This window comes from Streptacidiphilus sp. MAP5-3 (genome assembly GCF_041262505.1).
In the GTDB taxonomy this organism is placed as follows: Bacteria; Actinomycetota; Actinomycetes; order Streptomycetales; family Streptomycetaceae; genus Streptacidiphilus.
The window spans coordinates 585,831-611,544 of sequence record NZ_JBGCCL010000001.1; the positions used below are offsets into that span (position 1 = coordinate 585,831).

General features: G+C 71.0%; 22 protein-coding genes and 1 tRNA gene. 9 read left to right on the plus strand and 14 right to left on the minus strand.

Translation table 11 applies throughout. The annotated features are described in order from the left end of the window. Positions 1-54: 54 nt before the first annotated feature. Complete coding sequence (locus ABH928_RS02590; protein WP_370061437.1) at positions 55-543, plus strand: SUKH-3 domain-containing protein; 489 nt, start codon at positions 55-57, stop codon at positions 541-543. 58 nt (positions 544-601) lie between these two features. Here the strand turns inward: ABH928_RS02590 and ABH928_RS02595 are convergent, their stop codons facing one another. Together ABH928_RS02595 and ABH928_RS02600 are read right to left on the minus strand one after the other, a co-directional pair. Continuing rightward, positions 602-970 carry a GntR family transcriptional regulator gene (locus ABH928_RS02595; protein ID WP_370061439.1) on the minus strand — a complete coding sequence of 123 codons (369 nt, stop codon included), beginning with the start codon at positions 968-970 and terminating at the stop codon, positions 602-604. 36 nt (positions 971-1,006) lie between these two features. Continuing rightward, positions 1,007-2,359, minus strand: coding sequence for a sensor histidine kinase (locus ABH928_RS02600; RefSeq protein ID WP_370061441.1), 1,353 nt, complete (start codon positions 2,357-2,359; stop codon positions 1,007-1,009). 344 nt (positions 2,360-2,703) lie between these two features. On the opposite strand from ABH928_RS02600, the gene ppc reads away from it, so the two are divergent. Further along, positions 2,704-5,403, plus strand: coding sequence for a phosphoenolpyruvate carboxylase (ppc, locus tag ABH928_RS02605; RefSeq protein WP_370061879.1), 2,700 nt, complete (start codon positions 2,704-2,706; stop codon positions 5,401-5,403). A 182-nt stretch (positions 5,404-5,585) separates the two neighbouring features. Further along, complete coding sequence (locus ABH928_RS02610; protein WP_370061443.1) at positions 5,586-7,418, plus strand: hypothetical protein; 1,833 nt, start codon at positions 5,586-5,588, stop codon at positions 7,416-7,418. Positions 7,419-7,446: 28 nt separating this feature from the next. On the opposite strand, the gene pth is transcribed toward ABH928_RS02610, so the two are convergent. The 5 genes from pth to ABH928_RS02635 form a co-directional block, all read right to left on the minus strand. Beyond that, entirely contained in the window at positions 7,447-8,019 is a 573-nt protein-coding gene (gene pth, locus ABH928_RS02615) for an aminoacyl-tRNA hydrolase (RefSeq protein WP_370061445.1), read from the minus strand. 126 nt (positions 8,020-8,145) lie between these two features. Beyond that, positions 8,146-8,745: a 50S ribosomal protein L25/general stress protein Ctc gene (locus ABH928_RS02620; RefSeq protein WP_370061447.1), complete on the minus strand. Its 600-nt coding sequence runs from the start codon at positions 8,743-8,745 to the stop codon at positions 8,146-8,148. A gap of 221 nt (positions 8,746-8,966) precedes the next feature. Beyond that, positions 8,967-9,947 carry a ribose-phosphate diphosphokinase gene (locus tag ABH928_RS02625; protein ID WP_370061449.1) on the minus strand — a complete coding sequence of 327 codons (981 nt, stop codon included), beginning with the start codon at positions 9,945-9,947 and terminating at the stop codon, positions 8,967-8,969. A 226-nt stretch (positions 9,948-10,173) separates the two neighbouring features. Beyond that, positions 10,174-11,637 carry a bifunctional UDP-N-acetylglucosamine diphosphorylase/glucosamine-1-phosphate N-acetyltransferase GlmU gene (gene glmU, locus ABH928_RS02630; protein WP_370061451.1) on the minus strand — a complete coding sequence of 488 codons (1,464 nt, stop codon included), beginning with the start codon at positions 11,635-11,637 and terminating at the stop codon, positions 10,174-10,176. A gap of 146 nt (positions 11,638-11,783) precedes the next feature. After that, a tRNA-Gln gene (locus tag ABH928_RS02635) sits at positions 11,784-11,855 on the minus strand. Between the two features lie 230 nt (positions 11,856-12,085). On the opposite strand from ABH928_RS02635, the gene ABH928_RS02640 reads away from it, so the two are divergent. After that, positions 12,086-13,087, plus strand: coding sequence for an acyl-CoA desaturase (locus ABH928_RS02640; RefSeq protein ID WP_370061881.1), 1,002 nt, complete (start codon positions 12,086-12,088; stop codon positions 13,085-13,087). Between the two features lie 37 nt (positions 13,088-13,124). Beyond that, positions 13,125-13,805 carry a TetR family transcriptional regulator gene (locus tag ABH928_RS02645; RefSeq protein ID WP_370061883.1) on the plus strand — a complete coding sequence of 227 codons (681 nt, stop codon included), beginning with the start codon at positions 13,125-13,127 and terminating at the stop codon, positions 13,803-13,805. 131 nt (positions 13,806-13,936) lie between these two features. On the opposite strand, the gene ABH928_RS02650 is transcribed toward ABH928_RS02645, so the two are convergent. Together ABH928_RS02650 and ABH928_RS02655 are read right to left on the minus strand one after the other, a co-directional pair. Further along, positions 13,937-14,305 carry a glyoxalase gene (locus ABH928_RS02650; RefSeq protein ID WP_370061453.1) on the minus strand — a complete coding sequence of 123 codons (369 nt, stop codon included), beginning with the start codon at positions 14,303-14,305 and terminating at the stop codon, positions 13,937-13,939. A gap of 20 nt (positions 14,306-14,325) precedes the next feature. Further along, positions 14,326-15,105: a trans-aconitate 2-methyltransferase gene (locus ABH928_RS02655; RefSeq protein WP_370061455.1), complete on the minus strand. Its 780-nt coding sequence runs from the start codon at positions 15,103-15,105 to the stop codon at positions 14,326-14,328. A 114-nt stretch (positions 15,106-15,219) separates the two neighbouring features. Between ABH928_RS02655 and ABH928_RS02660 the strand changes: the two genes are divergently transcribed. From ABH928_RS02660 to ABH928_RS02675, 4 genes are all read left to right on the plus strand, one after another. Next, on the plus strand, positions 15,220-15,717 hold the full coding sequence (locus ABH928_RS02660) for a MarR family winged helix-turn-helix transcriptional regulator (RefSeq protein WP_370061457.1): 498 nt from the start codon (positions 15,220-15,222) through the stop codon (positions 15,715-15,717). 194 nt (positions 15,718-15,911) lie between these two features. Continuing rightward, positions 15,912-16,856, plus strand: coding sequence for an SGNH/GDSL hydrolase family protein (locus ABH928_RS02665; RefSeq protein ID WP_370061459.1), 945 nt, complete (start codon positions 15,912-15,914; stop codon positions 16,854-16,856). A gap of 93 nt (positions 16,857-16,949) precedes the next feature. After that, a complete protein-coding gene (locus tag ABH928_RS02670; protein ID WP_370061461.1) occupies positions 16,950-18,779 on the plus strand; it encodes a phosphatidylglycerol lysyltransferase domain-containing protein in 1,830 nt (609 codons plus the stop codon). 116 nt (positions 18,780-18,895) lie between these two features. Then, positions 18,896-19,621 (plus strand): hypothetical protein, encoded by a 726-nt coding sequence (locus ABH928_RS02675; protein ID WP_370061463.1) that lies wholly within the window; start codon positions 18,896-18,898, stop codon positions 19,619-19,621. Here ABH928_RS02675 and ABH928_RS02680 read toward each other — a convergent pair. The 5 genes from ABH928_RS02680 to galT all read right to left on the minus strand — a co-directional run bounded on the left by ABH928_RS02680 (position 19,615) and on the right by galT (position 25,701). Continuing rightward, positions 19,615-20,436 carry a LuxR C-terminal-related transcriptional regulator gene (locus ABH928_RS02680; RefSeq protein WP_370061465.1) on the minus strand — a complete coding sequence of 274 codons (822 nt, stop codon included), beginning with the start codon at positions 20,434-20,436 and terminating at the stop codon, positions 19,615-19,617. The genes ABH928_RS02675 and ABH928_RS02680 overlap by 7 nt on opposite strands. 347 nt (positions 20,437-20,783) lie before the next feature. Then, complete coding sequence (locus ABH928_RS02685) at positions 20,784-22,127, minus strand: FAD-dependent oxidoreductase (protein WP_370061467.1); 1,344 nt, start codon at positions 22,125-22,127, stop codon at positions 20,784-20,786. Positions 22,128-22,359: 232 nt separating this feature from the next. Continuing rightward, positions 22,360-23,517, minus strand: a complete 1,158-nt coding sequence (gene galK / locus ABH928_RS02690) for a galactokinase (protein ID WP_370061885.1) — start codon at positions 23,515-23,517, stop codon at positions 22,360-22,362. Between the two features lie 61 nt (positions 23,518-23,578). Further along, complete coding sequence (gene galE, locus ABH928_RS02695) at positions 23,579-24,562, minus strand: UDP-glucose 4-epimerase GalE (RefSeq protein WP_370061469.1); 984 nt, start codon at positions 24,560-24,562, stop codon at positions 23,579-23,581. Next, positions 24,559-25,701, minus strand: a complete 1,143-nt coding sequence (gene galT / locus ABH928_RS02700; protein WP_370061471.1) for a galactose-1-phosphate uridylyltransferase — start codon at positions 25,699-25,701, stop codon at positions 24,559-24,561. Before galT ends, galE begins: the two co-directional genes overlap by 4 nt. Positions 25,702-25,714: the final 13 nt, after the last annotated feature.

Below are 25,714 nucleotides of genomic sequence, written 5' to 3' on the forward strand. Positions count from 1 at the left end.
CAGGCGCGGGAGAGGGGAAATCGGGGGAGATATCGGGGAGAAGAGGAGAAGGACATGGAGGCTCGGTTCCCGGCGGAGGTCGCGTCGGTACTGACCAAGTCCGGCTGGTTCCCCGGCCGCAAGCGCTTGGACCGCGCGGCGGAGTGGGCGCAGGCGCTCGACGGTTACGCGTCGCCGGAGGGCCACCGTCACACGGTCTTCCCGGCCGCGGTCGAGGCGTGGGCGGAGTTCGGCGACGTCACCGTGGGCCTGGAGGGCGCGGGCGCGCAGGTCGCCCGTACGTCCTTCGTCATCGACCCCCTCCGCGGGCTGCACCAGCCACGCACCCTGGCGGACCTGGGACGCGCCCTGGAACTGCCGGTCTGCCCCCTGGGCGAGGAACGCGACGGCCAGGCCCTGCTCGCGCTGGACGCGGCGGGACGCGTCTACAGCCTGGACCACACGGGCGAGTGGTTCCTCGGCCACTCCATGGACCAGGCTCTGACCACCCTGATCTCCGGCTTGCGCGCGGAGCGCCTGCGCTTTCTGACCGACGCGCTCTGACTGCCGGTGGGCAGAGCCCCGCGCCCCTAACGGTGCAACGCGCTCGTGACAAGAAGAGCTAAGCGCCGTAGATCTCGCGGAGCGCCGTCTCCACGAGCGTCCGCGCCTCCGGCGCGGAGAGGCCGAGCGCTTTGGCTCGCCGTGCGTACGCCGCCGCGGACTTGGCGATCTCGCCGTGCGCCGCATGGCCCGCCGCAGTGATGACCGTGCCGGCGCGGCCACGGGTCTCGACCACGCCCGCCGTTTCGAGCTCGCGGTAGGCCTTGGCCACGGTGTTGACCGCGAGACCCAGCTCCTCGGCCAGCCCGCGGACCGTCGGCAGCCGCATGCCGACCGGTGCCTCACCGCTCGCCGCCGCCTCGGCGACCCGCGCGCGGATCTGTTCGTACGGCGGAACACCGGACGCCGGGTCGAGCACGATCCGCACGGGCTACCTCCTAGGACAAGCGCAGGGACAGCCTAGCTACCGCGCGGCCAGCAGCCGTGCCTCCACGCGGAAGCCGCCCTCCGCCGTGGGGCCCGCGGTGAACGCACCGCCCAGCGCGGTGACCCGCTCCCGCATGCCGACCAGGCCGTTGCCGCCGCCGGGCAGGACTGCCGCGTCCCGCTCCTCCCCCGCCTGCTCGGGCGAGGGGCAGGTGTTGGAGACCGCCAGGGCGACGCCGCCGGGCACATACGCCACCACGACCTCGACGTCCGCGCCGGGTGCGTGCTTCAGCACGTTGGTCAGCGCCTCCTGGACCACGCGGTACGCGGTCTGCTCCGCCTCGGAGGTAAGCGCGCGGCGGGCGCCGCCCAGGGTGAACCGCACCCCGAGGCCCGCCGCGCGCGACTCGTCCACCAGCTTGGGCAGGTCCGCCAACCCCATCGGCACGTACGCCGAACCTGAACGCGAGGCCGAGGCCGACGACGAGGCGGCCGACGCACCTGCGGTCGACGCCGCCTGACCAGCGTCGGCGACGGCCTCGGCGGCATCGTCGTCGGCGTCGGCGTCCGGCTCGACCGTGCGCAGCACGCCCAGGATCTGGCGGAGTTCGTCCAGCGCCTGGCGGCCGATGTCGCCCATCAGCTTGGCGCTGGCCGCCGCCTTCTCCGGGTCCTTGTGGACCACCCGTTCGAGCGCGCCCGCGTGCACCACCATCAGGCTCACCCGGTGGGCGACGACGTCGTGCATGTCGCGGGCGATCCGGGTCCGCTCCTCGACGCGGGCGCGGAGGGCGCGTTCACGGGCCTGGTCGGCGAGCAGGCCCAGCTCCGTCTCCAGGCCCTCGGCACGTTCGGTCAGGGCGACCCAGAGTCGGCGCTTCGCCCCCGTGTAGAGGCCGAGCATGGTGGGCGGGACGGTGATCGCGATGGCCGCCAGCGCCGAGAAGAGGATCAGCACCCACTCCGGCACGCCCTGGTGCAGCGCGTCCTGGTGCTGCGTGCCCAGGGTGAGGGTCGAGACGAGGACCGTCTCGCAGATGGCCACCGCGCAGAGCGCGCTCATGGCGCGGCGTTCGGCGAAACGTCCCGCCGCGCCCTCCGGGCGGTACGCGCCGAGCGTGTAGAGGCCGATCATCAGCAGCAGGTAGCCCGCCGACAGCGGGATCGTCGACAGCGCCGCCGCGACCGGGACCAGCGGCCAACGCCGCCGGACCACCAGCGTGGCACCGGCGATCAGCGCGTACACCGCCACCGCGACACGCGCGGCGGGGCCCAGCCCCTGGTGGGCGGTGAAGGTGTACGCCGAAGCGGCACACTCCAGCGCTGCGGCGGCGGCCAACGCCAGATCCAGCCACATGCTCCGTCGTCGCTGCCACGCTCCCACCCTCATGGCGTCAAGCGTAGACAAGAGGAGCCGACGGTCCGCCGCACACTCCCGTACCCGCCCCATACGCGCCCCGTGCCCGCCACGTACCCGTGAACGCGGCACCCTGTCCCACGCGGAGTGTCCGCATGGCGGCATGGTCATGGACGGTCACGCCCCGCAACCTATGCTGGACCGCGAAAGATCAGAAGGATCAGCAGCACGCAACAGGGGCGGACAACGTGGTCCGCGCACGTCCTTGTCGTCCCCACTCCACCCCGCAAGGGAGTACCAGCGTGAGCGACGCACGCGAGGCAACCGTCCCCGCCGTCCCACCGACCGTCCGGTCGACCGAGCCCGACAACAGCGCTCTGCGCGCCGACATCCGGCGTCTGGGTGAGCTGCTCGGCGAGACCCTGGTCCGGCAGGACGGGCCCGAGCTGCTCGACCTGGTCGAGCGGGTCCGGCTCCTGACCCGCACCGACGGCGCCGCCGCCGCGCGGCTGCTGGAGCAGACCGACCTGACCACCGCGAGCAAGCTGGTGCGGGCCTTCTCCACCTACTTCCACCTGGCCAACGTCACCGAACAGGTGCACCGCGGTCGCGAGCTCAACGCCAACCGCGCGGACAACGGCTCGCTCCTCGCCCAGGCCGTCGACAAGCTCGTCGACGCGGACCCGGAGCACCTGAACGCGGCGCTCGCGCACCTCAACGTCCGCCCGGTCTTCACCGCGCACCCGACCGAGGCCGCCCGCCGCAGCGTGCTGCAGAAGCTGCGCCGGCTGGCAGAGCTGCTGGAGCAGGAGGACACCCCCTCGCGTCCCACCGGCCGTCGCCAGGCCGACCGGCGGCTGGCCGAGGTGATCGACCTGCTGTGGCAGACGGACGAGCTGCGCATCGCCCGTCCCGAGCCGACCGACGAGGCCCGCAACGCCGTCTACTACCTGGACGAGCTCTACAAGCGCGCGGTCCCCGACGTGCTGGAGGAGCTGAACGAGGAGCTGGCCCGGGTCGGCGTCACCCTCCCTGAGGGCGTGCGTCCGCTCACCTTCGGCACCTGGATCGGCGGCGACCGCGACGGCAACCCGAACGTCACCCCGGCGGTGACGCGCGACGTGCTGCTGCTCCAGCACGAGTACGGCATCAACGACGCGCTCGACGTGGTCGACGAGCTGCGCGCCACCCTCTCGTCCTCGGTCCGGCTCTCCGGTGCCAGCGAGGAGCTGCTGCAGAGCCTGGCCGCCGACCTCGAGCGGCTGCCCGAGATCAGCCCGCGCTACAAGCGGATGAACGCCGAGGAGCCCTACCGGCTCAAGGCCACCTGCGTGCGCCAGAAGCTGATCAACACCAAGGACCGGCTGGCCGCCGGCACCCCGCACGTGCCGGGCTGCGACTACCTCGGCACCAGCGAGCTGCTGGCCGACCTGGAGCTGATCCAGGCCTCGCTGCGGGCCCACAAGGGCGAGTTGATCGCGGACGGCCGGATCAGTCGCGCCATCCGCACCATCGCCGCGTTCGGTCTGCAGCTGGCGACGATGGACGTGCGCGAGCACGCCGAGGCGCACCACCACGCGCTGGGCCAGCTCTTCGACCGGCTCGGCGAGGAGGCCTGGCGCTACACCGACATGCCGCGCGAGTACCGGCAGCGGCTGCTCGCCAAGGAGCTCAAGTCGCGCCGCCCGCTGGCGCCGACCCCGGCCCCGCTGGACGCGGCGGGCGCCAAGACGCTGGGCGTCTTCCAGACCGTCCGCGACGCGTTCGAGCGCTTCGGGCCGGAGGTCGTGGAGAGCTACATCATCTCCATGTGCCAGGGCGCGGACGACGTCTTCGCGGCGGCGGTGCTGGCCCGCGAGGCCGGGCTGATCGACCTGCACGCCGGTGTCGCCAAGATCGGCATCGTGCCGCTGCTGGAGACCACCGACGAGCTGCGCGCCGCGGACACCATCCTCGACGAGATGCTGCGCGACCCCTCCTACCGCCTGCTGGTCTCGCTCCGCGGGGACGTGCAGGAGGTCATGCTGGGCTACTCGGACTCGTCCAAGTTCGGCGGCATCACCACCTCGCAGTGGGAGATCCACCGCGCCCAGCGCCGGCTGCGCGACGTCGCGCACCGCTACGGCGTCCGGCTGCGGCTCTTCCACGGCCGCGGCGGCACCGTCGGCCGCGGCGGCGGCCCCTCGCACGAGGCGATCCTGGCCCAGCCCTACGGGACGCTGGAGGGTGAGATCAAGGTCACCGAGCAGGGCGAGGTGATCTCCGACAAGTACCTGATCCCCTCCCTGGCCCGGGAGAACCTGGAGTTGACGGTCTCCGCGACGCTGGAGGCCTCCGCGCTGCACACCTCCCCGCGCCAGTCGGACGAGGCGCTGGCCCGCTGGGACGCCACCATGGACACGGTCTCGGACGGCGCGCACTCCGCCTACCGGCGCCTGGTCGAGGACCCGGACCTGCCCGCCTACTTCTTCGCCTCGACCCCGGTCGACCAGCTCGCGTCGCTGCACCTGGGCTCGCGACCGTCGCGCCGCCCCGACTCCGGCGCGGGCCTGGACGGTCTGCGGGCGATCCCGTGGGTCTTCGGCTGGACGCAGTCCCGGCAGATCGTGCCGGGCTGGTACGGCGTCGGCTCGGGCCTCGCGGCGGCCCGAGAGGCGGGACTCGGCGACATCCTCGACGAGATGCACGCCGAGTGGCACTTCTTCCGCAACTTCCTCTCCAACGTCGCGATGACGCTGGCCAAGACGGACCTGCGGATCGCCCGCCACTACGTCGAGCAGTTGGTGCCGGAGGAGCTGCAGCACGTCTTCGGGCAGATCGAGGCCGAGCACGCGCTGACCCTGAAGGAGGTGCTGCGGGTCACCGGCGAGTCCGAACTGCTGGAGCACAGCCCGGTGCTGAAGCAGACCTTCGCCATCCGCGACGCCTACCTGGACCCGATCTCGTACCTCCAGGTCGCCCTGCTGCGCCGTCAGCGCGAGGACGACGCCAACGGCGTCGCCGAGGACCCGCTCCGCTCGCGCGCGCTGCTGCTGACCGTCAACGGCGTCGCGGCGGGCCTGCGCAACACCGGCTGACGCCGGGCCAGGTGCTGCGCGACAGATAACGATTCAACGTTCAGCTGCGGCCGTTGTCCCCACCAAAACGGGACAACGGCCGCGGCATTTCACGGGGTGATCACTAGGCTCACACGCACACCACCCAGGTGGCCCACAGACGGCCGACATGGGTTCCTTTTTCCATCAGGGGGACTCTCAGCGTGAGACTCCGCTCCACCCTTCCCGTCGCCGCAGCAGCGCTGCTGGCGGCGACCCTCGCGGTTCCGGCCCAAGCGATGGCCGACACCTCCGCGAGCCCGACTCCGGCCGACACCTCGTCAGCCACCCCGGCTCCCACGGACTCGGCCACGCCGACTCCGACGCCGACGGACAGCTCGACCCCGTCCCCGACGGACAGCGCCTCGGCCACGCCGACGGCTTCGCCGAGCGACACTCCGTCACCGACCGCCGCTGCCCCGACTGTCAGCGGCATCACCACGGTCCGCACGGCCACCGGTGCCGAACTGGGACTGGCGATCTCCGCACCCAGTGACGTCACCCAGGTCAGCGCGACCTTCACGCCTGTTCAGGGCAACGGCTCGCCCGGCACCGTCGGGCCGGCCACGGTCACCACGTTCTCGCTGATCAGCGGAACGGCACAGAACGGCGACTGGCAGTCGACGGGCGACCTGGCCCTGGCGCGCGGCGTCTACGACGTCTCGGTCACCGCGACCGACCAGGACGGACTGCAGGGCACCGCGACCGCGAGCCGTGGCATGTCCTACGTGCCGTCGCCGGACTTCCACAACGTCACCTTCGCCCCGACCCACCTCGGTCTGGGCAACGAGGCGTTGACGGTGACGGGCAACGCCACCCTGTTCGACCCCGCCAAGGGCGACACCGGGACCCCGTTCCACGACACCACCGGCTCCTTCGGCGTCTACCTCACCTGGTCCAAGGGCGAGGTGACCGGCTTCCCCGACTGGAACACCGGGAACTTCACCCTCGTCGCCCACCCGGGCCCGATCGGCAGCGACACCTTCACCGTGTCGTCCGACCCGTACTGGGTGACCTTCGACGGCCCCTCCGCCGTGGTGACGACCGACCCCGCGTCCGCCACCCGGATCGTGCTCGACCGGACGTCCGCGAGCGGCCTGATCAACGGCAGCAGCGTCAACGTCACCGGCACCGTGCAGATCCAGGCCGTGGACGGGACCTGGCACCCGCTGCCCGACACCCCGATCACCTGGACGGACGGCACCACCCCCTGGGGCGGCCAGATCTCCGCGACCTCGGGGGCCGACGGGCGCTTCTCGATCCCGATGACGGTTCCGGCCGCCGCGACCACCTGGCACTTCGCCACGCCGGCCGCCGGTGGTGCGGGACTCGACGGGTTCGCGACGGCGTCCTCGGCGGCCTTCGCCGTGCAGAACGTCGAGCAGCAGGTCTCCCTGCAGCTCAGCAACCCGAGCATCGACGAGTACTCCGACCTGACCTTCTCGTACTACGTCGGGAGCACCACCACGGCGGTGCCCGGCAACAAGATCTACGTCCTGCAGTCGAACGACGGCCGGACCGGGTGGACCAACCTCGGCTACATCCCGATCAACGGGCCGGTCTACTCCGCGCAGATCAAGGCGTGGGTGAACAACCCGCACGGGTACTGGAGGCTCTGGTACCCCGGGGCGCCCGGATACCCGGCCGCCTACAGCGGCGTGATCCACACGTTCCGGTTCGGCACCCTGATCACCGGTGCCAAGCCCAACACCACGTGGGCGAACAAGGGCCAGGTGCTCCGCTTCAGCGGCGGCCTGTGGGACCAGGGCTACGGCGCCTGGGGCGCGATGCGGTCCACCCCGGTCTACCTGTACTTCCGGCCCTACCGCAGCACGACGTGGACCTACGAGGGCTCCGGCTGGACGAACAGCGCCGGCTACTTCAACCTCTACGGCCGCGCCGAGACCGGCGGGACCTGGGAGGTCGCCTGGTTCACGGGTAGCAGCCCGTGGTACGTCGACGCCTACGGTCCCGGGACCTACGTCCACGTCGGGTAACTGAAGGTCCGCCAAAAGAGGAGCGCGTTCAGCCGTTGTAGACGGACTGGGCCCGCTCCAGGCCTTCCTGGACCAGCGACTCGACCGCGTCCGCGGCACGGTCCACGAACCACGGGAGTTCCTTGCGCTCCGTCGACGAGAAGTCGCGCAGGACAAAGTCGGCGACGTCCATCCGGCCCGGCGGGCGGCCGATGCCGGCGCGGACGCGGAGGTAGTCCGGACCCAGGGACTTGGTGATGGACTTGAGGCCGTTGTGGCCGTTGTCGCCGCCGCCTCGCTTGAGGCGCAGGGTGGCGTAGTCGACGTCCAGTTCGTCGTGGATCACGATCAGCCGGTCCACGCCCGACTTGTAGAAGTCGCGGAGCGCGACCACCGGGCCGCCGGAGAGGTTCATGAAGGACATCGGCTTGGCCAGCACCACCCGCTGACCCGCCAATCGGCCCTCGACGACCTGCGCACGGCTCTTGTGCGTCTTGAACTTCCCGCCGACGCGCTCGGCGAGCAGGTCGGCGACCATGAAGCCGATGTTGTGCCGGTTGCCCTCGTACTGCCCACCGGGGTTGCCGAGGCCGACCACCAGCCAGGGACCCTGCTCGCTCATCTGCGAAGACTCCTGTCGGGATGTGAACGCGTGTCAGTGTCGGTTCAGTGCCAGGATGCGGCACTGCCCCGGCCATCAGCGCGGACGACCGGGGCAGTGTCGGAGGAACTACAGCTGCGTCGAGGCTCAGGCCTCGGCGGCCGCCTCGCCCTCGGCGCCCTCCTCGGCCTCCTCAGCGGGGGCCTCGGCCTGGGCACCGATGATCTGCAGGACGACGGTCTCGCCGTCGACCGCCAGGGAGGAGCCCTTCGGGAGCACGATGTCCTGGGCGAGGACGGAGGCGCCGGCCTCCAGGCCCTCGACGGAGACGGTGACCGACTCGGGGAGGTGGGTGGCCTCGGCCTCGATCGGCAGCGTGTTCAGGACGTGCTCAAGCAGGTTGCCGCCCGGGGCCAGCTCGCCCTCGGTGTGGACCGGAACCTCGACGGTGACCTTCTCGCCACGCTTGACCAGCAGCAGGTCGACGTGCTTGATGGTGCGCTTGATGGCGTCACGCTGGACGGCCTTCGGCAGCACGAACTCCTGCTTGCCGTCGATCGGCAGGGAGATGAGCGCGTTCGAGGTCTTCAGCGCCAGCATCAGGTCGTGGCCCGGCAGGTTCAGGTGGACCGGGGCGTGGCCGTGGCCGTAGACGACGGCGGGGACCAGGCCGGCGCGACGGGCGCGGCGGGCGGCACCCTTGCCGAAGTCGTTACGGGGCTCGGCGGCAAGGCGGATCTCAGACATGAAGCGCTCCTTGAAGTGCGTGAAACGGGCGAGCGCTCGGCGGCCATCTCACACATCTTGGAACAAGAAGCGCGTCGATAACGGAGCTCACGCATGCACAGGCATGCAAAAGGCTCCCTCGCCGGGCAGGATTCAGAGTCTACCCAGGCCCGGCGAAGGAGCCAAAACGATCACGCAGTCACACCCGGGCAGTCACACCCGAGCAGTCACCCCGGCAACGCTCAGGCGTTGTCGAAGAGGCTGGTCACCGAGCCGTCGTCGAAGACCTCGCGGATGGCGCGGGCGATCAGCGGGGCGATGGAGAGCGTGGTGACCTTGTCGATCTCCTGGGCCAGCTCGCCCGGGGTCGGCAGGGTGTTGGTGAAGACGAACTCGCTGGCGCGCGAGTTCTTCAGGCGGTCCGCGGCCGGACCGGAGAGCACGCCGTGGGTGGCGGCGACGATGACGTCCTCCGCGCCCTGGTCGAACAGGGCGTCCGCCGCCGCGACGATGGTGCCGCCGGTGTCGATCATGTCGTCGACCAGGACGCAGACGCGGCCCTTGACGTCACCGACGACCTCGGCGGACATGACCTTGTTGGCGACGTTCGGGTCGCGGCGCTTGTGGATGATGGCCAGCGGCGCACCCAGGCGGTCCGACCACTGGTCGGCGACGCGCACGCGACCGGCGTCCGGGGAGACCACGGTGAGCTTGTCGCGGTCCACCTTGGAGCCGACGTAGTCGGCCAGTATCGGCAGCGCGAAGAGGTGGTCGACCGGGCCGTCGAAGAAGCCCTGGATCTGCGCGGTGTGCAGGTCCACGGAGATCAGCCGGTCGGCGCCGGCCGTCTTCAGCAGATCGGCTATCAGGCGGGCGGAGATGGGCTCACGACCGAGGTGCTTCTTGTCCTGACGGGCGTACCCGTAGAACGGCATGATCACGGTGATGGTCTTGACTGACGCCCGCTTGAGAGCGTCGATCATGATCAGCTGCTCCATGATCCACTGGTTGATCGGCGCGGTGTGGCTCTGCAGCACGAAGGCGTGCGCACCGCGGACCGACTCCTCGTAACGGACGTAGATCTCGCCGTTCGCGAAGTCCAGCGCCTTGGTGGGGACCAACTCGACACCCAGCTGCTCGGCCACCTCCCGCGCGAGGGCGGGGTGGGCACGGCCGGAGAAGAGCATCATCTTCCGCGAGCCGGACGATTTGATCCCGGTCACTGCAACCGTCTCCTTGTTGCTGGTTCGCCGCAGGCGGACGTCTGGCCTGCTGCGGGCCTGCTGCGTGTGGATGTCCACAAGGTTACGCGTCCGTGGGCATCGCCGTCGCCCTCGGGTCCGGCGAAGGAGTGGTCCGGGCAGGTCCGGATGGTGGCGCCGGGGGCACCCGACGTGCTCCGAGCGCCCCCGTCCGCGCCGGTTGCCGCCCGCTCCGGGCGGCGCACGCCTAGGCCCTGTCGTCGGCCTCGGCGGCGTCCGCGCGCTCCTTGGCCGCAGCGGCGGCCTCCGCCGAGACCGTGCCGGGACGCTTGCGCCCGACCCAGCCCTCGATGTTGCGCTGCTGCGCCCGCGCGACGCCCAACGCCCCTGCGGGGACGTCCTGGTAGATGACCGAGCCGGCCGCCGTGTAGGCGCCGTCCCCGACCGTCACCGGGGCCACGAACATGTTGTCGGAGCCGGTCCGGCAGTGCGCACCGATGGTCGAGCGGTGCTTGTTGACGCCGTCGTAGTTGACGAAGACCGAGGCCGCGCCGATGTTGCTGCCCTCGCCGATCGTGGCGTCGCCCACATAGCTGAGGTGCGGCACCTTGGCGCCGTCGCCGAGCTCGGCGTTCTTCGTCTCGACGTAGGTGCCGACCTTGGCCTTGGTGCCAAGGACGGTGCCCGGACGCAGGTAGGCGTAGGGGCCGACGCTCGCGCCCGCGCCGATCACCGCACCGTTGGCTGTGGCGTTGCTCACAACCGCGCCCGCGCCGACCTCGGTGTCCCGAAGTGTGCAGTTCGGACCGATCTCGGCGCCCTCGCCGACGACCGTGGTGCCGTGCAGTTGCGTGTTCGGGTGGATCACCGCGTCGCGGTCGTAGGAGACCTGCACGTCCACCCAGGTGGTGGCCGGGTCGACCACAGTCACGCCGGAGCGCATGGCGGTCTCGAGCAGACGGTCGTTCATGATGCGGCGGGCCTCGGCCAGCTGCACCCGGTCGTTGATGCCGAGGATGTCGCGGTAGTCGGCGGCGACGACCGCTCCGACGCAGTGGCCCGCCTCACGCAGGATGCCGAGCACGTCGGTGAGGTACTCCTCACCCTGGCTGTTGTCCGTGCGCACCTCGGCCAGGCCCTGGACCAGCAGCTTGCCGTCGAAGGCGAAGACGCCCGAGTTGATCTCGGCGACGGCGCGCTGCTCGGCAGTGGCGTCCTTGTGCTCGACGATCGCCTGGACCGAACCGTCCGCGCCGCGCAGGATCCGGCCGTAGCCGGTCGCGTCGGGGACCTCGGCCGTGAGCACCGTCACGGCGTTGCCGTCGGCGGCGTGGGTGGCGGCGAGCGCCTGGAGGGTGGCACCGGTGAGCAGCGGGGTGTCGCCGGTGGTGACCACGACCGTGCCGTCCAGGGCGATGCCGTCGGCGGCGAGCGCCTCCAGCGCCACGCGGACGGCGTTGCCGGTGCCCTTCTGCTCCTCCTGGACGACGGTGCGCACGCCCGGGTCCACCTCGGCGAGGTGCGCGGCGACCTTGTCGCGCATGTGGCCGATGACCACGACCAGGTGCTCCGGCGTCAGCTCCCGCCCCGCGGCCACGGCGTGGCCGACGAGCGTGCGCCCGCTGAGCGGATGCAACACCTTGGGCAGCACGGCCGACTTCATCCGGGTGCCCTCGCCGGCGGCGAGGACGATCACGGCGGTGGGAGACATGGAAGCAGGCTCCTCTGCAGGGGAACGGTGAGGGTCCGCCGGGCTCGCCGAACACCCGACCTAGGGATCCGCACAAACGCGCCCGAACACTGTGAGGATAGCCAGCCGTCACGAGGGAGAGCCTTCGGAGGCTGTGAGAGACCGTGCTCCGCCGCAAGGACTCGAACCTTGAATACTGACACCAAAAGACAGCGTGTTGCCAATTACACTACGGCGGATCGCCCGTCCGCGGCTCACCGCCGGACGGCCGCTACTACTATGCCGTACCACCGGCCCTCCACGCGACGGTATAGCGCGACACCGCGTCGTCCATCGACGGGCCCAACCGCCTGGCCTCGCGAATTCACCCTCCCGCCACGCCCGGGCGGGGTGTACTTCCTCAGGGACGGGAAGAGAACCTACGATGCCGTAAGTTACGGTTCCGTAGGCCGAGGGGCGACCTGTGACCATCCCGACCAGCAGCACCGCCGAAAGCAGCGGCACCGCCCGGACCATTGCCGCGTCCGCTGACGCGTCCGCCAGTGTTCCCGGCACCCGTGAGCCCGTACCGGGGACCAGGGGCGGTGAGAAGCAGAGCGTGGCGCAGCGGATCGCGCTGGGGCTCTTCATCGTCGTCCCGTTCCTCGCCGTGCTCGCCGCGGTCCCGGTCGCCTGGGGCTGGGGCATCGGCTGGCACGACATCGTGATCGCGGTGGCGATGTACTTCACCGCCTGCCACGGCGTCACCGTCGGATTCCACCGCTACTTCACCCACGGCTCGTTCAAGACCGGCCGGGTGCTGCGGATCGCCATGGCCGTCGCCGGCAGCCTGGCCGTCGAGGGTCCGGTGGTGCGCTGGGTCGCCGACCACCGTCGGCACCACAAGTTCTCCGACCGCGAGGGCGACCCGCACTCCCCCTGGCGCTACGGCGAGTCCGTCCCCGCGCTGCTGCGCGGCCTGTGGTGGGCGCACATGGGCTGGCTCTTCGACGAGGAGCAGACGCCGCAGCAGCAGTACGCGCCGGACCTGGTCCAGGACCGGGACATCACCTGGATCTCGCGGCAGTTCTTCCTCTTCACGCTGGTCTCGCTGCTGCTGCCGCCACTGGTCGGCGGCCTGTGGTCGTGGTCCTGGCAGGGGGCGCTGACGGCGTTCTTCTGGGGTTCGCTGGTCCGGATCGCGCTGCTGCACCACGTCACCTGGTCGATCAACTCCATCTGCCACGCGATGGGCAACCGGCCGTTCCGCTCGCGCGACCGCAGCGGCAACGTCTGGTGGCTGGCCGTCCTCTCCTGCGGCGAGTCCTGGCACAACCTGCACCACGCGGACCCCACCTCCGCGCGCCACGGCGTGCTCCGCGGTCAGGTGGACTCCTCGGCCCGATTGATCCGCTGGTTCGAGCAGTTCGGCTGGGCCCACGACGTCCGCTGGCCCAGCCGGGATCGGTTGGCGGCGCGGCGCGCGGCATGATGGTCCTGTGAACGAGAGCAGTGGCGACAGGGATCCGGTGACCGACGCGCCCTCGTCCAAGCGGGGGGCAGCGGGAAACAGTGCACGCACCACACGCCGGGCCACCCGCGTGCGGATGAGCGGCAAGGAGCGCCGCGAGCAACTGCTCGACATCGGCCGCACGCTCTTCGCGGAGCGCGGCTACGACGCGACCTCGGTGGAGGAGATCGCGGCGAAGGCGGGCGTCTCCAAGCCGGTCGTCTACGAGCACTTCGGTGGCAAGGAGGGCCTGTACGCGGTCGTGGTCGACCGTGAGATGCAGCTCCTGCTGGACATGGTCACCGGCTCGCTGACGGGCGGTCACCCGCGCGAACTCTGCGAGGAGGCGGCCTTCGCCCTGCTCGACTACATCGAGACCTCGACGGACGGCTTCCGGATCCTGACCCGCGACTCGCCGGTGACGCAGTCGACGGGGACGTTCGCGTCGCTGATCGGCGACATCGCGAACCAGGTCGAGGACATCCTGGGCCTGGAGTTCAAGTCGCGCGGCTACGACCCGAAGCTGGCGCCGATGTACGCGCAGATGCTCGTCGGCATGGTGGCCCTGACGGGCCAGTGGTGGCTCGACGTCCGCAAGCCGAAGAAGGCGGAGGTCGTCGCCCACCTGGTCAACCTGGCCTGGCACGGCCTGGAGGGGATGGAGCGGAGGCCACAGCTCGTCGGCCGCCGCAAGTCCTGACGGACGTTGCACCATCAGGGGCGCGGGGAACTGCGCGACAAGCCACCGCGGGCGGATGGTCCTCACTGAACAGGGCCATCCGCGCAGGGTGGTTTCTCGCGCCCCTGGGGTGGTGCAACGTCCCGCTTGCTTCAGCTGAACGGTTCGAGGAACTCGATCCGGTTGCCGACCGGGTCGAAGCTGTAGAAGCGGTCATGGCCCGGGAGGTTGTCGTCCCAGACGACCTCCGCGCCCTTCGCGGCGATCTCCTCCGCGAACCCACGGATCCCCCGCACGCGCACAGCAGGATGCGCCTTCTTCGCCGGGACGAAGGGGTCCTCGACCCCCACGTGGATCTGGACCGAGCCGTCCCCCGTGGCGAACCACGCCCCACCGCGGGCAGCCAGCACCGGCGGCTTGGGGATCTCGGTCAGGCCGAGGACGCCGATGTAGAAGGCCCGCAGCGTGTCCTCCGTGCCGGGAGGCGCGGCCAGCTGGACATGGTCGAGTGCGACGATCATGGTCTTTTCCCTTACATCTTCTACATCTTCACGGCCACCGCGAACACGCGGCGGAAGGGCAGAACGGTGCCGAAGTCCTGACGCGGGTACGCCGCGTCGAGCAGTGCCGCGTACTCCGCGAGGAACGCCTCGCGCTGCTGCGGGTCGGGGAGGAGGTCGAGGGTGGGCCGCAGGCCGGTGCCGAGCATCCAGTCGAGGACCGGCTGCTCCCCGTGGAGGACCTGGTGGTACGTGGTCTCCCACGCGTCCACCGCGCAGCCCAGCCCCGACAGCGTCGCCAGGTACTGGGCGGGCTCGGGGATCGCCGCCCGGTGCGGGCCGCCGACCGTGTCGCGCCAGCGCGGGCTGTTGCGCAGCTCGGTGAGGAGCGCGTGCGAGGGCTGGTCGAAGTTGCCCGGGACCTGGAAGGCCAGCACCCCGCCCTGCGGCAGCGCCTCGATCCAGCCCGGGAAGAGCTTCAGATGTCCGGGCACCCACTGCAGCGCGGCATTGGAGAGGATCAGGTCGGGCTCGTCCTCGGCCGGGTCGTAGGTGACGATGTCGCCGACCCGGAACGCGACGCCGCTCTCGGCGTGGTCGCGGCGGGCCTGCTCGATCATCTCGGGTGAGCTGTCGACGCCGACGAGGGTCGCGTCCGGCCACCGCTCGGTCAGGCTGATCGTCACGTTGCCCGGGCCGCAGCCGAGGTCGACGACGCGTCGCGGGGTGCCGGGCACCCGGTCGACGAGTTCGAAGAACGGTCGACTGCGCAGGTCGGCGTGCCGGAGGTACTGCTTCGGGTCCCACGAGACGGCGTTCATCGGTCGTCCCTCCACTTCATTTATCTTGACGTCAAGATACTTCTAGCATGCCGTCCAGAAATTCTTGATGTCAAGAGACTTCATGTCGATAGATATCCGACTACACTGATCACCATGGAGGACGAGGTCGATCGGCTGGTCGCAGCATGGCGTCGCGAGCGCCCCGACCTCGACGTGGAGCCACTGGAGGTGCTGAGCCGGATCAGCAGGCTCGCCCGCCACCTCGACCGCGCCCGCCGCACCGCCTTCGCCGAGCACGCGCTGGAGCCGTGGGAGTTCGACGTGCTCACCGCACTGCGCCGGGCGGGCACGCCCTACCAGCTCTCCCCCGGCCAGCTGCTGACGCAGACGCTGGTCACCTCGGGCACGATGACCAACCGGATCGACCGCCTGGCCGGCAAGGGCCTGGTCCAGCGGCTGCCCGATCCCGACGACCGCCGCGGCGTCCTGGTCCGGCTGACCCAGGCCGGGCAGGAGCGGGCTGACGCCGCGTTGTCCGGGCTGCTCGACCACGAGCGGCAGATCCTCGCCGAACTGCCCGACGGCCAGCGCAAGGAGCTGGCCTCGCTGCTGCGCCAGCTGGTCGCACCGTTCGACAACGACCCGGACTGACCCGGGCCGACCTGGGCTGAACCGGTCTGAGCCGGACCGCCCCGGACTGGGCCGAGCCCTCCGGGTTCTGACGGTGCTTCAACTTCCGCCTCGTCAACTGCCGTCTGCACAGGTATTGCCAGGCGTTACCGACGGGTTGTCTACTCCGTTGCCGGGGACCGCAAACGGCGGCCTCCGGAAGGGGGGACCGCCCGATGACCGCACGCAGCAGGCTCCCGCGCCTCGCGCGCACCCTCGGCGCCGTGACCGGCGCCGCACTACTGGCCTTCAGCCTGGCCGGCCCGGCCGCAGCCGCGACGCACACCACGACCCTGGGCCTCACGACCCAGCCGGCGGCCGCCGACCACCACGGTGCACCCGACTACTACGTCTCGCTCGGCGACTCCCTCGCCGCCGGGTACCAGCCGAACGTCGGCCACAACACCGACGTCTCCTACACCGACCAGCTCTACGCACAGCTCAAGCAACACGACCCGGACCTGGTCCACGTCAAGCTCGGCTGCAGCGGCGAGACCACCGAGACGATGATCGACGGCGGCATCTGCAGCTACCCCGGCGCGAAGTCCCAGCTCGACGCCGCCGTCCAGTTCCTGCGCGCCCATCGCGGGCACGTCCGCTACGTCACCCTGGACATCGGCGCCAACGACGTCGACGGCTGCCTCAGCGGCGGCTCGATCGACCTCGCCTGCGCCGCCAAGGGCATCGCCACGGTGGCGGTGCAGGTGCCGGAGATCACCGCGGCACTGCACGCCGCGGGCGGCGGACGGCCGCAGTACGCGGGGATGAACTACTACGACCCGTTCCTGGCCGTCTGGCTGACCGGCCCGTCCGGGCAGCAGGCCGCGCGGCTCTCGGCCACGCTGGGCGTGGCGCTCAACGGCGCGATCGAGGTCGGCCTGAAGCTCGGCGGATTCCACGTCGCGGACGTGGCCACCGCGTTCTCCACGCTCGACTTCACCGACCAGGCGACCCTGCCCGGCGTCGGCCAGGTCCCGCTGAACGTGGCCCGGATCTGTGAGTGGACCTGGGAGTGCACGCCCTACCACGACATCCACGCCACCCCGACCGGTCACGCGGTGATCGCGGGCGTCTTCCGGGACGTGTTCCGCGACGTGTTCCGCCAGGACCAGCACCACTGAGCCGAGCGGCCCAGGCACACACTAAAGCTCGCCTATTCGTCCCGTTCTGGTGTGTAATCATGAGGATTCGCCCAGAACGGGATGGATGCGTACGTGCCTACCGAGAACCCTCCCCAGACCAGCGAAACGACCCGCGACAAGACCCCCAGCAAGAACCGCGAGGCCTGGCAACGGCGAGCCGCCTGGGTGGCTGTCTGGTATCTGCGCATCGCCGCCGCGCTCAACCTGCTCGGCGCCATCTCCGCCCCGTTCCGACGGCAGGTCACCGAGCACAACACCGGGGACCTGTTCACGCCCTACCTGCTGACCGCCGGCTTCACCTCGGCCGCGCTGGCCTGGTTCCTGGCGATCATGATGCGGCGCGGCAAGCGGGCCGCCTGGATCTTCAACCTGATCCTCTCCGGCGCGTACATCGTCCTGGTCATCCTGCTGATGGCGGTCGACTCCGACGTCCGCGGCCACAGCTTCAACTGGGTCTCCACCGGGATCAGCCTGGTCTTCCTGCTCGCCCTGGTCGTCGGGCGGCGTGAGTTCCACGCCAAGGGCGACCGGTCCAACCCGCTGCTCGCACTCGGCACGCTGATCATCGGCGGGGCGGTCGGCATCCTGATCGGCACCGCGCTCGTCACCATCACCAACACCGCCGCCGGTTCCACCTTCTGGGACCGGATGGACTACGCGATCATGCGCGTCTACACGCTGGCCCCGGCCGGCTCCGGGCACGCGGGCGTGCGGATCCCGCACTGGGTCGACATCGCCATCAACGTGCTGAGCGTGATCCTCTTCCTGCTGGTCCTCTACGCGCTCTTCCGCGCCCCGAAGGGCAAGGAGTACCTCTGCCCCGAGGACGAGGCCCGACTGCGCGAGCTGCTCGACCGGAACGGCGAACGCGACTCGCTCGGCTACTTCGCGCTGCGCCGGGACAAGAGCGTGGTCTTCTCCCCCACCGGCAAGGCCGCCGTCGCCTTCCGCGTCGTCGGGGGCGTCTCGCTCGCCTCGGGCGACCCGATCGGGGACGTCGAGGCGTGGCCCGGGGCCATCGACCAGTGGCTGGCGCAGGCCGAACTGCACGCCTGGACACCGGCCGTGATGGGCGCCAGTGAGGAGGGCGGCACCGTGTACGCCCGCCACGGGCTCAACGCGCTGGAGCTGGGCGACGAGGCGATCGTCGAGGTCGAGGACTTCAGCCTGGACGGCCGCGCCATGCGCGGCGTCCGGCAGGCACACAAGCGCGTCGGGCGTGCCGGGTACACCGTCCGGATCCGGCGGCACGGCGACATCCCCGAGCAGGAGATGGACTCGCTGCTCAGCCTCGCCGACCATTGGCGCGACGGAGAGACCGAGCGCGGCTTCTCCATGGCGCTCGGCCGTCTCGGCGACCCGGACGACGGCCAATGCATGATGCTCGAGTGCCACGACGGCGAGGAGGAGCTGCGGGCGCTGCTCAGCTTCGTCCCCTGGGGACGCGAAGGCCTGTCGCTGGACCTGATGCGCCGCGACCGCGAGTCCGACAACGGCCTGATGGAGTTCATGGTCATCGAACTGATCCAGCAGGCCGAGAAGCTGGGCGTGCAGCGGATCTCGCTCAACTTCGCCATGTTCCGGGCGGTCTTCGAGCGCGGCGGACGCCTGGGTGCCGGGCCGGTGCTGCGGCTCTGGCGGGAGGTGCTGATCTTCTTCTCGCGCTGGTGGCAGATCGAGTCCCTCTATCGGGCGAACGCCAAGTACCGGCCCATCTGGGAGCCGCGCTACCTGCTCTTCGAGCGCACCAGCGACCTACCGCGGATCGGCATCGCCTCGGCGCGGGCCGAGGGGTTCATCACCGCGCCGAGCCTGCCCGCGCTCTTCAAGCGGCGGCACGCTCCGCCGCCGCTCCCCGCCGAGCTTCCGGAAGCGACGTCCGAAACTCCTTCATCCGAATGATCCTGGTTTCGACCCTCTGACCCACAGGCTGCACTTATTTCAGGCTTAACGTGGAATACGTACGAATTCTGTGGACGACTACGGACGAACCAGATATTCCGTCGGAGGACGTGCGCATGCCTTCGATACCTTCGATACGCACCGCCGTCGAGCGGGAGTTTGGCGCGCTGGCCCGGGCGATACGGGACGGGGTACGCCGCAACGGCTTCCCCGCGATCCCGATGACCCTGGCCGCGACCCTGGCCATCGTGCTCTTCCAGCTCTGGCAGCGGACGTCCTCCGGCGCGGGGATCGTCGAACGGCTGGGCGTCGTCCGCGCTTCGCTCCCCCTCCGCGTCGAACTCGCCCGGACTCCCCTCTCGCTCTTCGTCCCCGCGCCCGACCTGCCGGTCTGGGGCGCGGCGGCGCAGGTCTTCTTCGTCTTCGGCATCGCCGAACTCACCTTCGGCCGCCTGCGCACGCTCGGCATCGCCTACGCGTCCACCCTGGCCGCGACCATGTACGCGCGGCAGGGCATCGAGATGGGCCACGGTCGCTTCTTCGGCCTCTCCTACGCGGCGGAGTTCGGCCGCGACACCGGCCCCTCCGTCGCCGTCGTCGCACTCGCGATCTGCATCGCCTGGCGCTACCGCACCGTTGTGACCGGCTGCCTGGTGGGCGGCGCGATGCTGGTGGAGGCCTTGCTGGTGCCCAACCTGGCCGGGCAGGAGCACCTGGTCGCCATCCTCACCGCGCTCACCTTCTCCGTCGGCGCCGAGCTGCTGCGCCGCCAGGCGCTGCGCACGGGCGCGGCGCTGGACGCGCTGGAAGGGCTCGACGGACTGGAGCACGTGCCTCACTGAGGCAGGTCGACCGGGCCGACCCCGGCGCGGCGGGCCAGCGCGACGGCGGCCAGCGTGGAGTGGACCCCGAGCTTGCCGAGGACGTTCTGCATGTGCGTCCGCACCGTGTGCGGGGAGAGGAAGAGCCGGTCCGCGACGGCCTGCCGTCCCAGCCCCGCCACCATGCAGCGCAGCACCTGTTTCTCGCGCGGCGTGAGCATCTCCACCAGCCGCTCGCTCTCGGTCCGGTCCCGGCGGGCGGCGGTGAGCTCGCGTATCACCCCGGTGAGCAGGCCCGGCGGCAGATGCGTCTCGTCCCGCATCACCCCGCGCACCACGGCCATCAGCCGCCCGAGCGAGCTCTCCTTGGCAACCCAGCCGCCCGCGCCCGCCTGCAGCGCGCGGACTGCGCGGTGCGGGTCGTCGACGGTGGCGAGCACGATCACGCGCAGCTCCGGATGCACGGCGCGGGCGCGCGTGATCAGCGCGATCCCGTCGGCCTGGCGGTCCGGCGAGACGCCGGCGGGGCCGGGCGGAGGCGGAGGCGGAGGCTGTGATGGTGCGGCAGGCACGGCGGGCACGGCAGGCGCGGACGCGCCCAGCGGGCGCCGCTGCGCGGGCACGTGCGGAGCGGAGGCGCCCGCGCCGAGGTCCGCGTCGACCAGCATCACCTGGAACGCGCGGGACTCCCCGGCGGCCCGCTCCAACGCCCGCTCTGCGGCGCCTGCGCTCCCAGCCGCCGCGACCTCCACATCGGGCTCGGCGGCAAGCGCCGTCGCCAGCGCCTCCGCGAATATCCGGTGACCGTCGGCCACCAACACCCTGATCCGCCCCACGCCCCCACTCCCCCCAACGCAGCACCAGCCCCCTACACCAACCAGCGTAGGCTCGCGCGCCGCGCCCGGACCCTTTCATGTCAACCGTTCACCCGAACGGAACCTTCGGGGAGGCAAGCGGGAACACCCCAGGGGCGCGGGGCTCTGCTGATGTGCGGCTCCTCCCCCTGCCTTCGACGGGGGGACCCCCAGCGTGGGCGCGCCAAGCCACGCTGCGAGGTGGAGCCCCGAACGTACAGGGCCATCCGGTCATCAGTGGTTACTCGCGCCCACGCGGCGGAGGCGCAGACCAGCAGAGCCCCGCGCCCCTGGGCAAAGTGCAACTTCCCCGGCTGCACAGGGTTCAGCTACGCCCCTGACGCGTCAAGCATCTCGTCGCGCGAGACGACCTTCACCCGCTCGCGTCCCTGCGGCTCGCCAAGAGCACGCTCGTGCGCGTCGAGGCGGTACCACCCGTCGCGCGTCGTGTAGCGAACACCCCGCTCCGCGAGGAACCGCTCGACCGCCTCCGGCTCCGGCTGCGTCGGGGCCGGGAGGAGGCCCGCCGCGTGGTCGGCCAGAAGGGAGGCGACGGTCTCGTTCGCGTCGCCCTTGGTGTGGCCGATCAGACCGACCGGGCCGCGCTTGATCCAGCCGGTGACGTACGTCGCGGGCTCGACGCGGCCCGCCTCGTGCGGGACCGTCCCGGACTCGACGTCGAAGGGGAGCTTGGGCAGCTCCTCCGAGTAGTAGCCGACCGCCCGGTAGACGGCCTGCACGTCCCAGTCGCGGTGGACGCCCGTGCCGCGGACGTTTCCGGTGCCGTCCAGCTCCGTGCGCTCCGTGCGGAGGCCGACGACCTGGCCGTCCTCGCCGAGGATCTCCACCGGGGACTCGAAGAGGTGCAGGTGCAGCCGGTGCGGGCGGTCGCCGACGTCGCGGATCGCCCACTTCTCGAGCGTCGAGGCCACCATGTCCGCCTGCTTGTTGGCCCGGCGGGTGGCGATCGAACCCTCGTCGTAGTCGATGTCCTCGGGGTCGACGATGACCTCGATGTTCGGCGAGTGGTCCAGCTCGCGCAGCTCCATCGGGCTGAACTTGGCCTGGGCCGGGCCGCGTCGGCCGAAGACGTGGACCTCGACGGCCTCGTTCTGCTTGAGGCCCTGGTGGACGTTGTCCGGGATCTCGGTGGGCAGCAGCTCGTCCCCCGTCTTGGCGAGGATCCGGGCCACGTCGAGCGCCACGTTGCCGACGCCGAGGACGGCGACCTTGCGGGCCGTCAGCGGCCAGGTGCGCGGGACGTCGGGGTGACCGTCGTACCAGAAGACGAAGTCGGCCGCGCCGTAGGAGCCGTCGAGGTCGACGCCCGGGATGTCGAGCGCGCGGTCGGCGTTGGCGCCGGTCGCGAAGACGACCGCGTCGTAGAACTGGTGCAGGTCGTCGAGGGTGAGGTCGGTCGGGTAGTCGACGTTGCCGAAGAGACGGATCTGCGGCTTGTCGAGGACCTGGTGCAGCGCGTTGATGATGCCCTTGATCCGGGGGTGGTCGGGCGCGACGCCGTAGCGGATCAGGCCGAAGGGCGCGGGCATCCGCTCGAAGATGTCGATGGACACACCGGGGTCCTGCGCGGCGTCGGACTTGAGCAGCGCGTCGGCGGCGTAGATACCGGCAGGGCCGGATCCGACGATGGCGACCCGGAGAGGGCGTGTCATGGCAGCGAGGTCCTTCCTCGGACGGGCGCGAGCACGGGCGGGCAGCACGCAGCAAAACGCGGGTAAGGCGAGCCTCACCCGCGTCCGACTGTCACAGTAGTCGGTCTGGCTTTATGACCTCATAAGAGGTGCTTATGTGTCCGTACTCGGACAACAGCATGCGGAGCAGGCTGCGCAGTCGGCGGCGATGCAGCCTCCGGAGCAGCCTTCCGAGCAGCCTTCAAAGCAACCTTCAGAGCAGGCGGCGCGCGCCGGCCGCGGGCGTCGCCGTGAAGCAGGCCGGAGCGTTCCAGCCCTGGGCAGCGTAGTGGGCCTTGATCGCGGACGCGATCACTCCGATCCGGTCCGGCTCGGTCAGCACGATCACGCAGCCGCCGAAGCCGCCGCCGGTCTGCCGCGCGCCGAGCGCGCCCCCAGCCAGGGCCAACTCGACCGCCGCGTCGGACTGCGGGCAGGAGATGGCGAAGTCGTCCCGCTGCGATGCGTGACCCTCCGTCAGAATCCGTCCGAGCGCGGCGAAGTCGCCCGCCGCCAGCAACTCGGCCGCGCGTAGCACCCGGGCGTTCTCGGTGACGACGTGGCGGGTCAGGCGGCGCAGTTCCTCGTCCGGCAGCATGGCCAACGCCTCGTCCAGCTTGTCGGCGTCGACGTCGCGCAGGGCGCGGACACCGAGCAGCGCGGCCGAGCGCTCGCAGCCCTCGCGGCGGTGCCTGTAGGCGCCGTCCGCGTGGCCGTGCTCGACGCGGGTGTCGACGATCAGCAACCGCAGCCCGGCCGCCAGCAGATCGAGCGGCACCTGACGCTGCGTCATGTCCCGGGTGTCCAGGAAGAGCGCGGCGCCCGCCGTGCAGCACAGTGACGCCGTCTGGTCCATCACGCCCACCGGCGCGCCCACGTAGTCGTTCTCGGCGCGCTGTGCCAGCCGGGCCAGCGTCGGGCGCGGGATGCCGAGACCGAGCAGGTCGTCGCAGGCCAGCAGCACCGCGCACTGCAACGCGGCGGACGAGGACAGCCCCGCACCGAACGGCACGTCGCTGTCGAGGTGCAGGTCGAGGCCGGGCAGCGGGTGCCCCTCCTCACGCAGCACCCACAGCGCACCGGCCGGGTATGCGGCCCACCCCGCGACGGATCCCGGCCGGAGCGAGGCGAGCGTGAACTCCGTCACACCACCCGCACCGCCCACACCGCCGTCGCCCTGCGCACTGTGGACCCGGACCAGGCCGTCGTCGCGCCGCGCCACCGCGATCCGCGCGGCGCTGGGAAGCGCCATCGGCAGCACGAAGCCGTCGTTGTAGTCGGTGTGCTCGCCGATCAGGTTCACGCGCCCCGGCGCCTGCCACACGCCCTCGGGCCTGCGGCCGTAGAGGGCCGCGAAGGCGTCCGCGTACATGACGGCGTCCGGTAGCTCCGTGGTGGCGCTGCCTGTGGCCTGGTCCGGTCGGGTCACTGCTTCACCTGGTCCTTTCGTCCTTTTCGGAGGCGAGCGAGAGCGCGAAGTTCCATGCGTCGCGGACGATCCCGTCCAGGTCGGCGCGGCGCGGACGCCAGCCCAACGCGTCGTGGGCGCGCGCCGCGGAGGCGACCAGCACGGCCGGGTCGCCCGGACGGCGCTCGGCCATGACCGCCGGGATCTCACGGCCCGTCACCCGGCGGACCGCCTCGATGACCTCGCGGACTGAGAAGCCCTCGCCGTTGCCGAGGTTGCAGATCAGGTGCTCGCCCGGACGCGCCGCGCCCACCGCCAGCAGGTGCGCCTCGGCCAAGTCGGCGACGTGGATGTAGTCGCGGATGCAGGTGCCGTCCGGCGTCGGGTAGTCCTCGCCGTAGACGGAGATGTGCGGGCGCTTGCCCAGCGCGGCCTGGATGACCAGCGGGATCAGGTGCGACTCGGGGTCGTGGCGCTCGCCCTGCGCGCCGTACGCGCCGGCCACGTTGAAGTAGCGCAGCGAGACGGCGGCCAGCCCGTGGGCGTTGGCCTCGCTGGTGATCATGTGGTCCATGGCCAGCTTGGTCGCGCCGTACGGGTTGGTCGGCGCGGTCGGCGCGGTCTCCTCGATCGGGGTGGTCTTCGGCTCGCCGTAGACGGCGGCGGTCGAGGAGAAGACCAGGCGGCGCACGCCGGTCTTGCGCATCGACGCCAGCAGTTCGAGCGAACCCGCGACGTTGTTGCGCCAGTACTTCTCCGGGTCGGCCACCGACTCGCCGACCTGCGAGCTGGCCGCGAAGTGCAGCACGCCGTCGAACGACCCGCCCTCCAGCACCTCACCCGCGTCCTGGATCCGACCGTGGACGAACTCGGCCCCCACCGGGACGGACTCCCGGAAGCCGGTGGACAGATCGTCCAGCACCACCACCTGGTGGCCGGCCTCCAGCAGGTGGGCCGCGACCACACCGCCGACATAGCCGGCGCCGCCGGTGACCAGGTACTGACTCATCGCTTGACCTCCCGCAGGCGTCGCGCGGCATCCTCCGGCGCGACGTCGTTGATGAACACGTCCATGCCGGATTCCGACCCGGCCAGGAACTTGAGCTTCCCCACCGTACGACGAATGGTGAACAGCTCCATATGGAGGGCGAGCTCACTGCCGTTCCCGGGCGTGTGCCGGACGGGTGCCTGGTGCCAGGCGGCGATGTACGGGGTGCGGTTCGCGCGGCGGTCGGCGCGGCGGGGCGACTCCCGCCCAGGGACGGGCTCTTCAGCTGCGAAGAGGAGATCGAAGCGGTTCAGCAGGTCGAGGTAGAGCGTCGCGAACTCGGCGCGCTCGGCGTCATTCAGGGCGCGCAGATCGGCCACGCGCCGGTTGGGATACAGATGAACCTCATAGGGCCAGTGCGCCGCGAACGGCACGAAGGCCGTCCAGTGCTCGCCGGACAGGACGACGCGCCGCCCGTCGGCCCGCTCGGCGGCGAGTTGGTCCTCGAAGACGTTGCGCCCGGTCCGGCGGCGGTGCGCGGCAGCGGCGGCGATCATCCGCTCCGTGCGCGGGGTGACGAACGGGTACGCGTAGATCTGCCCGTGCGGGTGCGCCAGCGTGACGCCGATCTCGGCGCCGCGGTTCTCGAAGCAGAAGATCTGCTCGACGCCGGGCAGCGCGGAGAGCTCAGCGGTGCGGTCGGTCCACGCCTCCAGGACCGTGCCGACCTGGGCGGGCGTCAGGTCGGCGAAGGAGGCGTCGTGGTCGGAGGTGAAGCAGACCACCTCGCACCGGCCCGCGCCGGGCCGGATCGTCTGGGGCGCGGGCGCCTGCACCTCCTCGGGGTGCGGGTGCGCGGCCAGCGAGGGGAAGCGGTTCTCGAAGACGACGACCTCGTAGTCCGCCTCCGGGATCTCGCTCAACCGCCCGTCGCGGGACGGACAGAGCGGACACTCGTCCGCCGGCGGGTGGTACGTCCGCCCCTGTCGGTGCGCGGCGATCACCACCCACTCGTCGAGGACGGGGTCGTAGCGCAGCTCGGACAGCGTCTCGGTGCTCGGCAGCGGACGCCGGTCCCGCGCGGTGCGGGACACGTCGTCGCGGGAGTCGTAGTAGATCAACTCACGGCCGTCGGCCAGTCGCGTGCTGGTCTTCTTCACTGCCGGGTTCTCC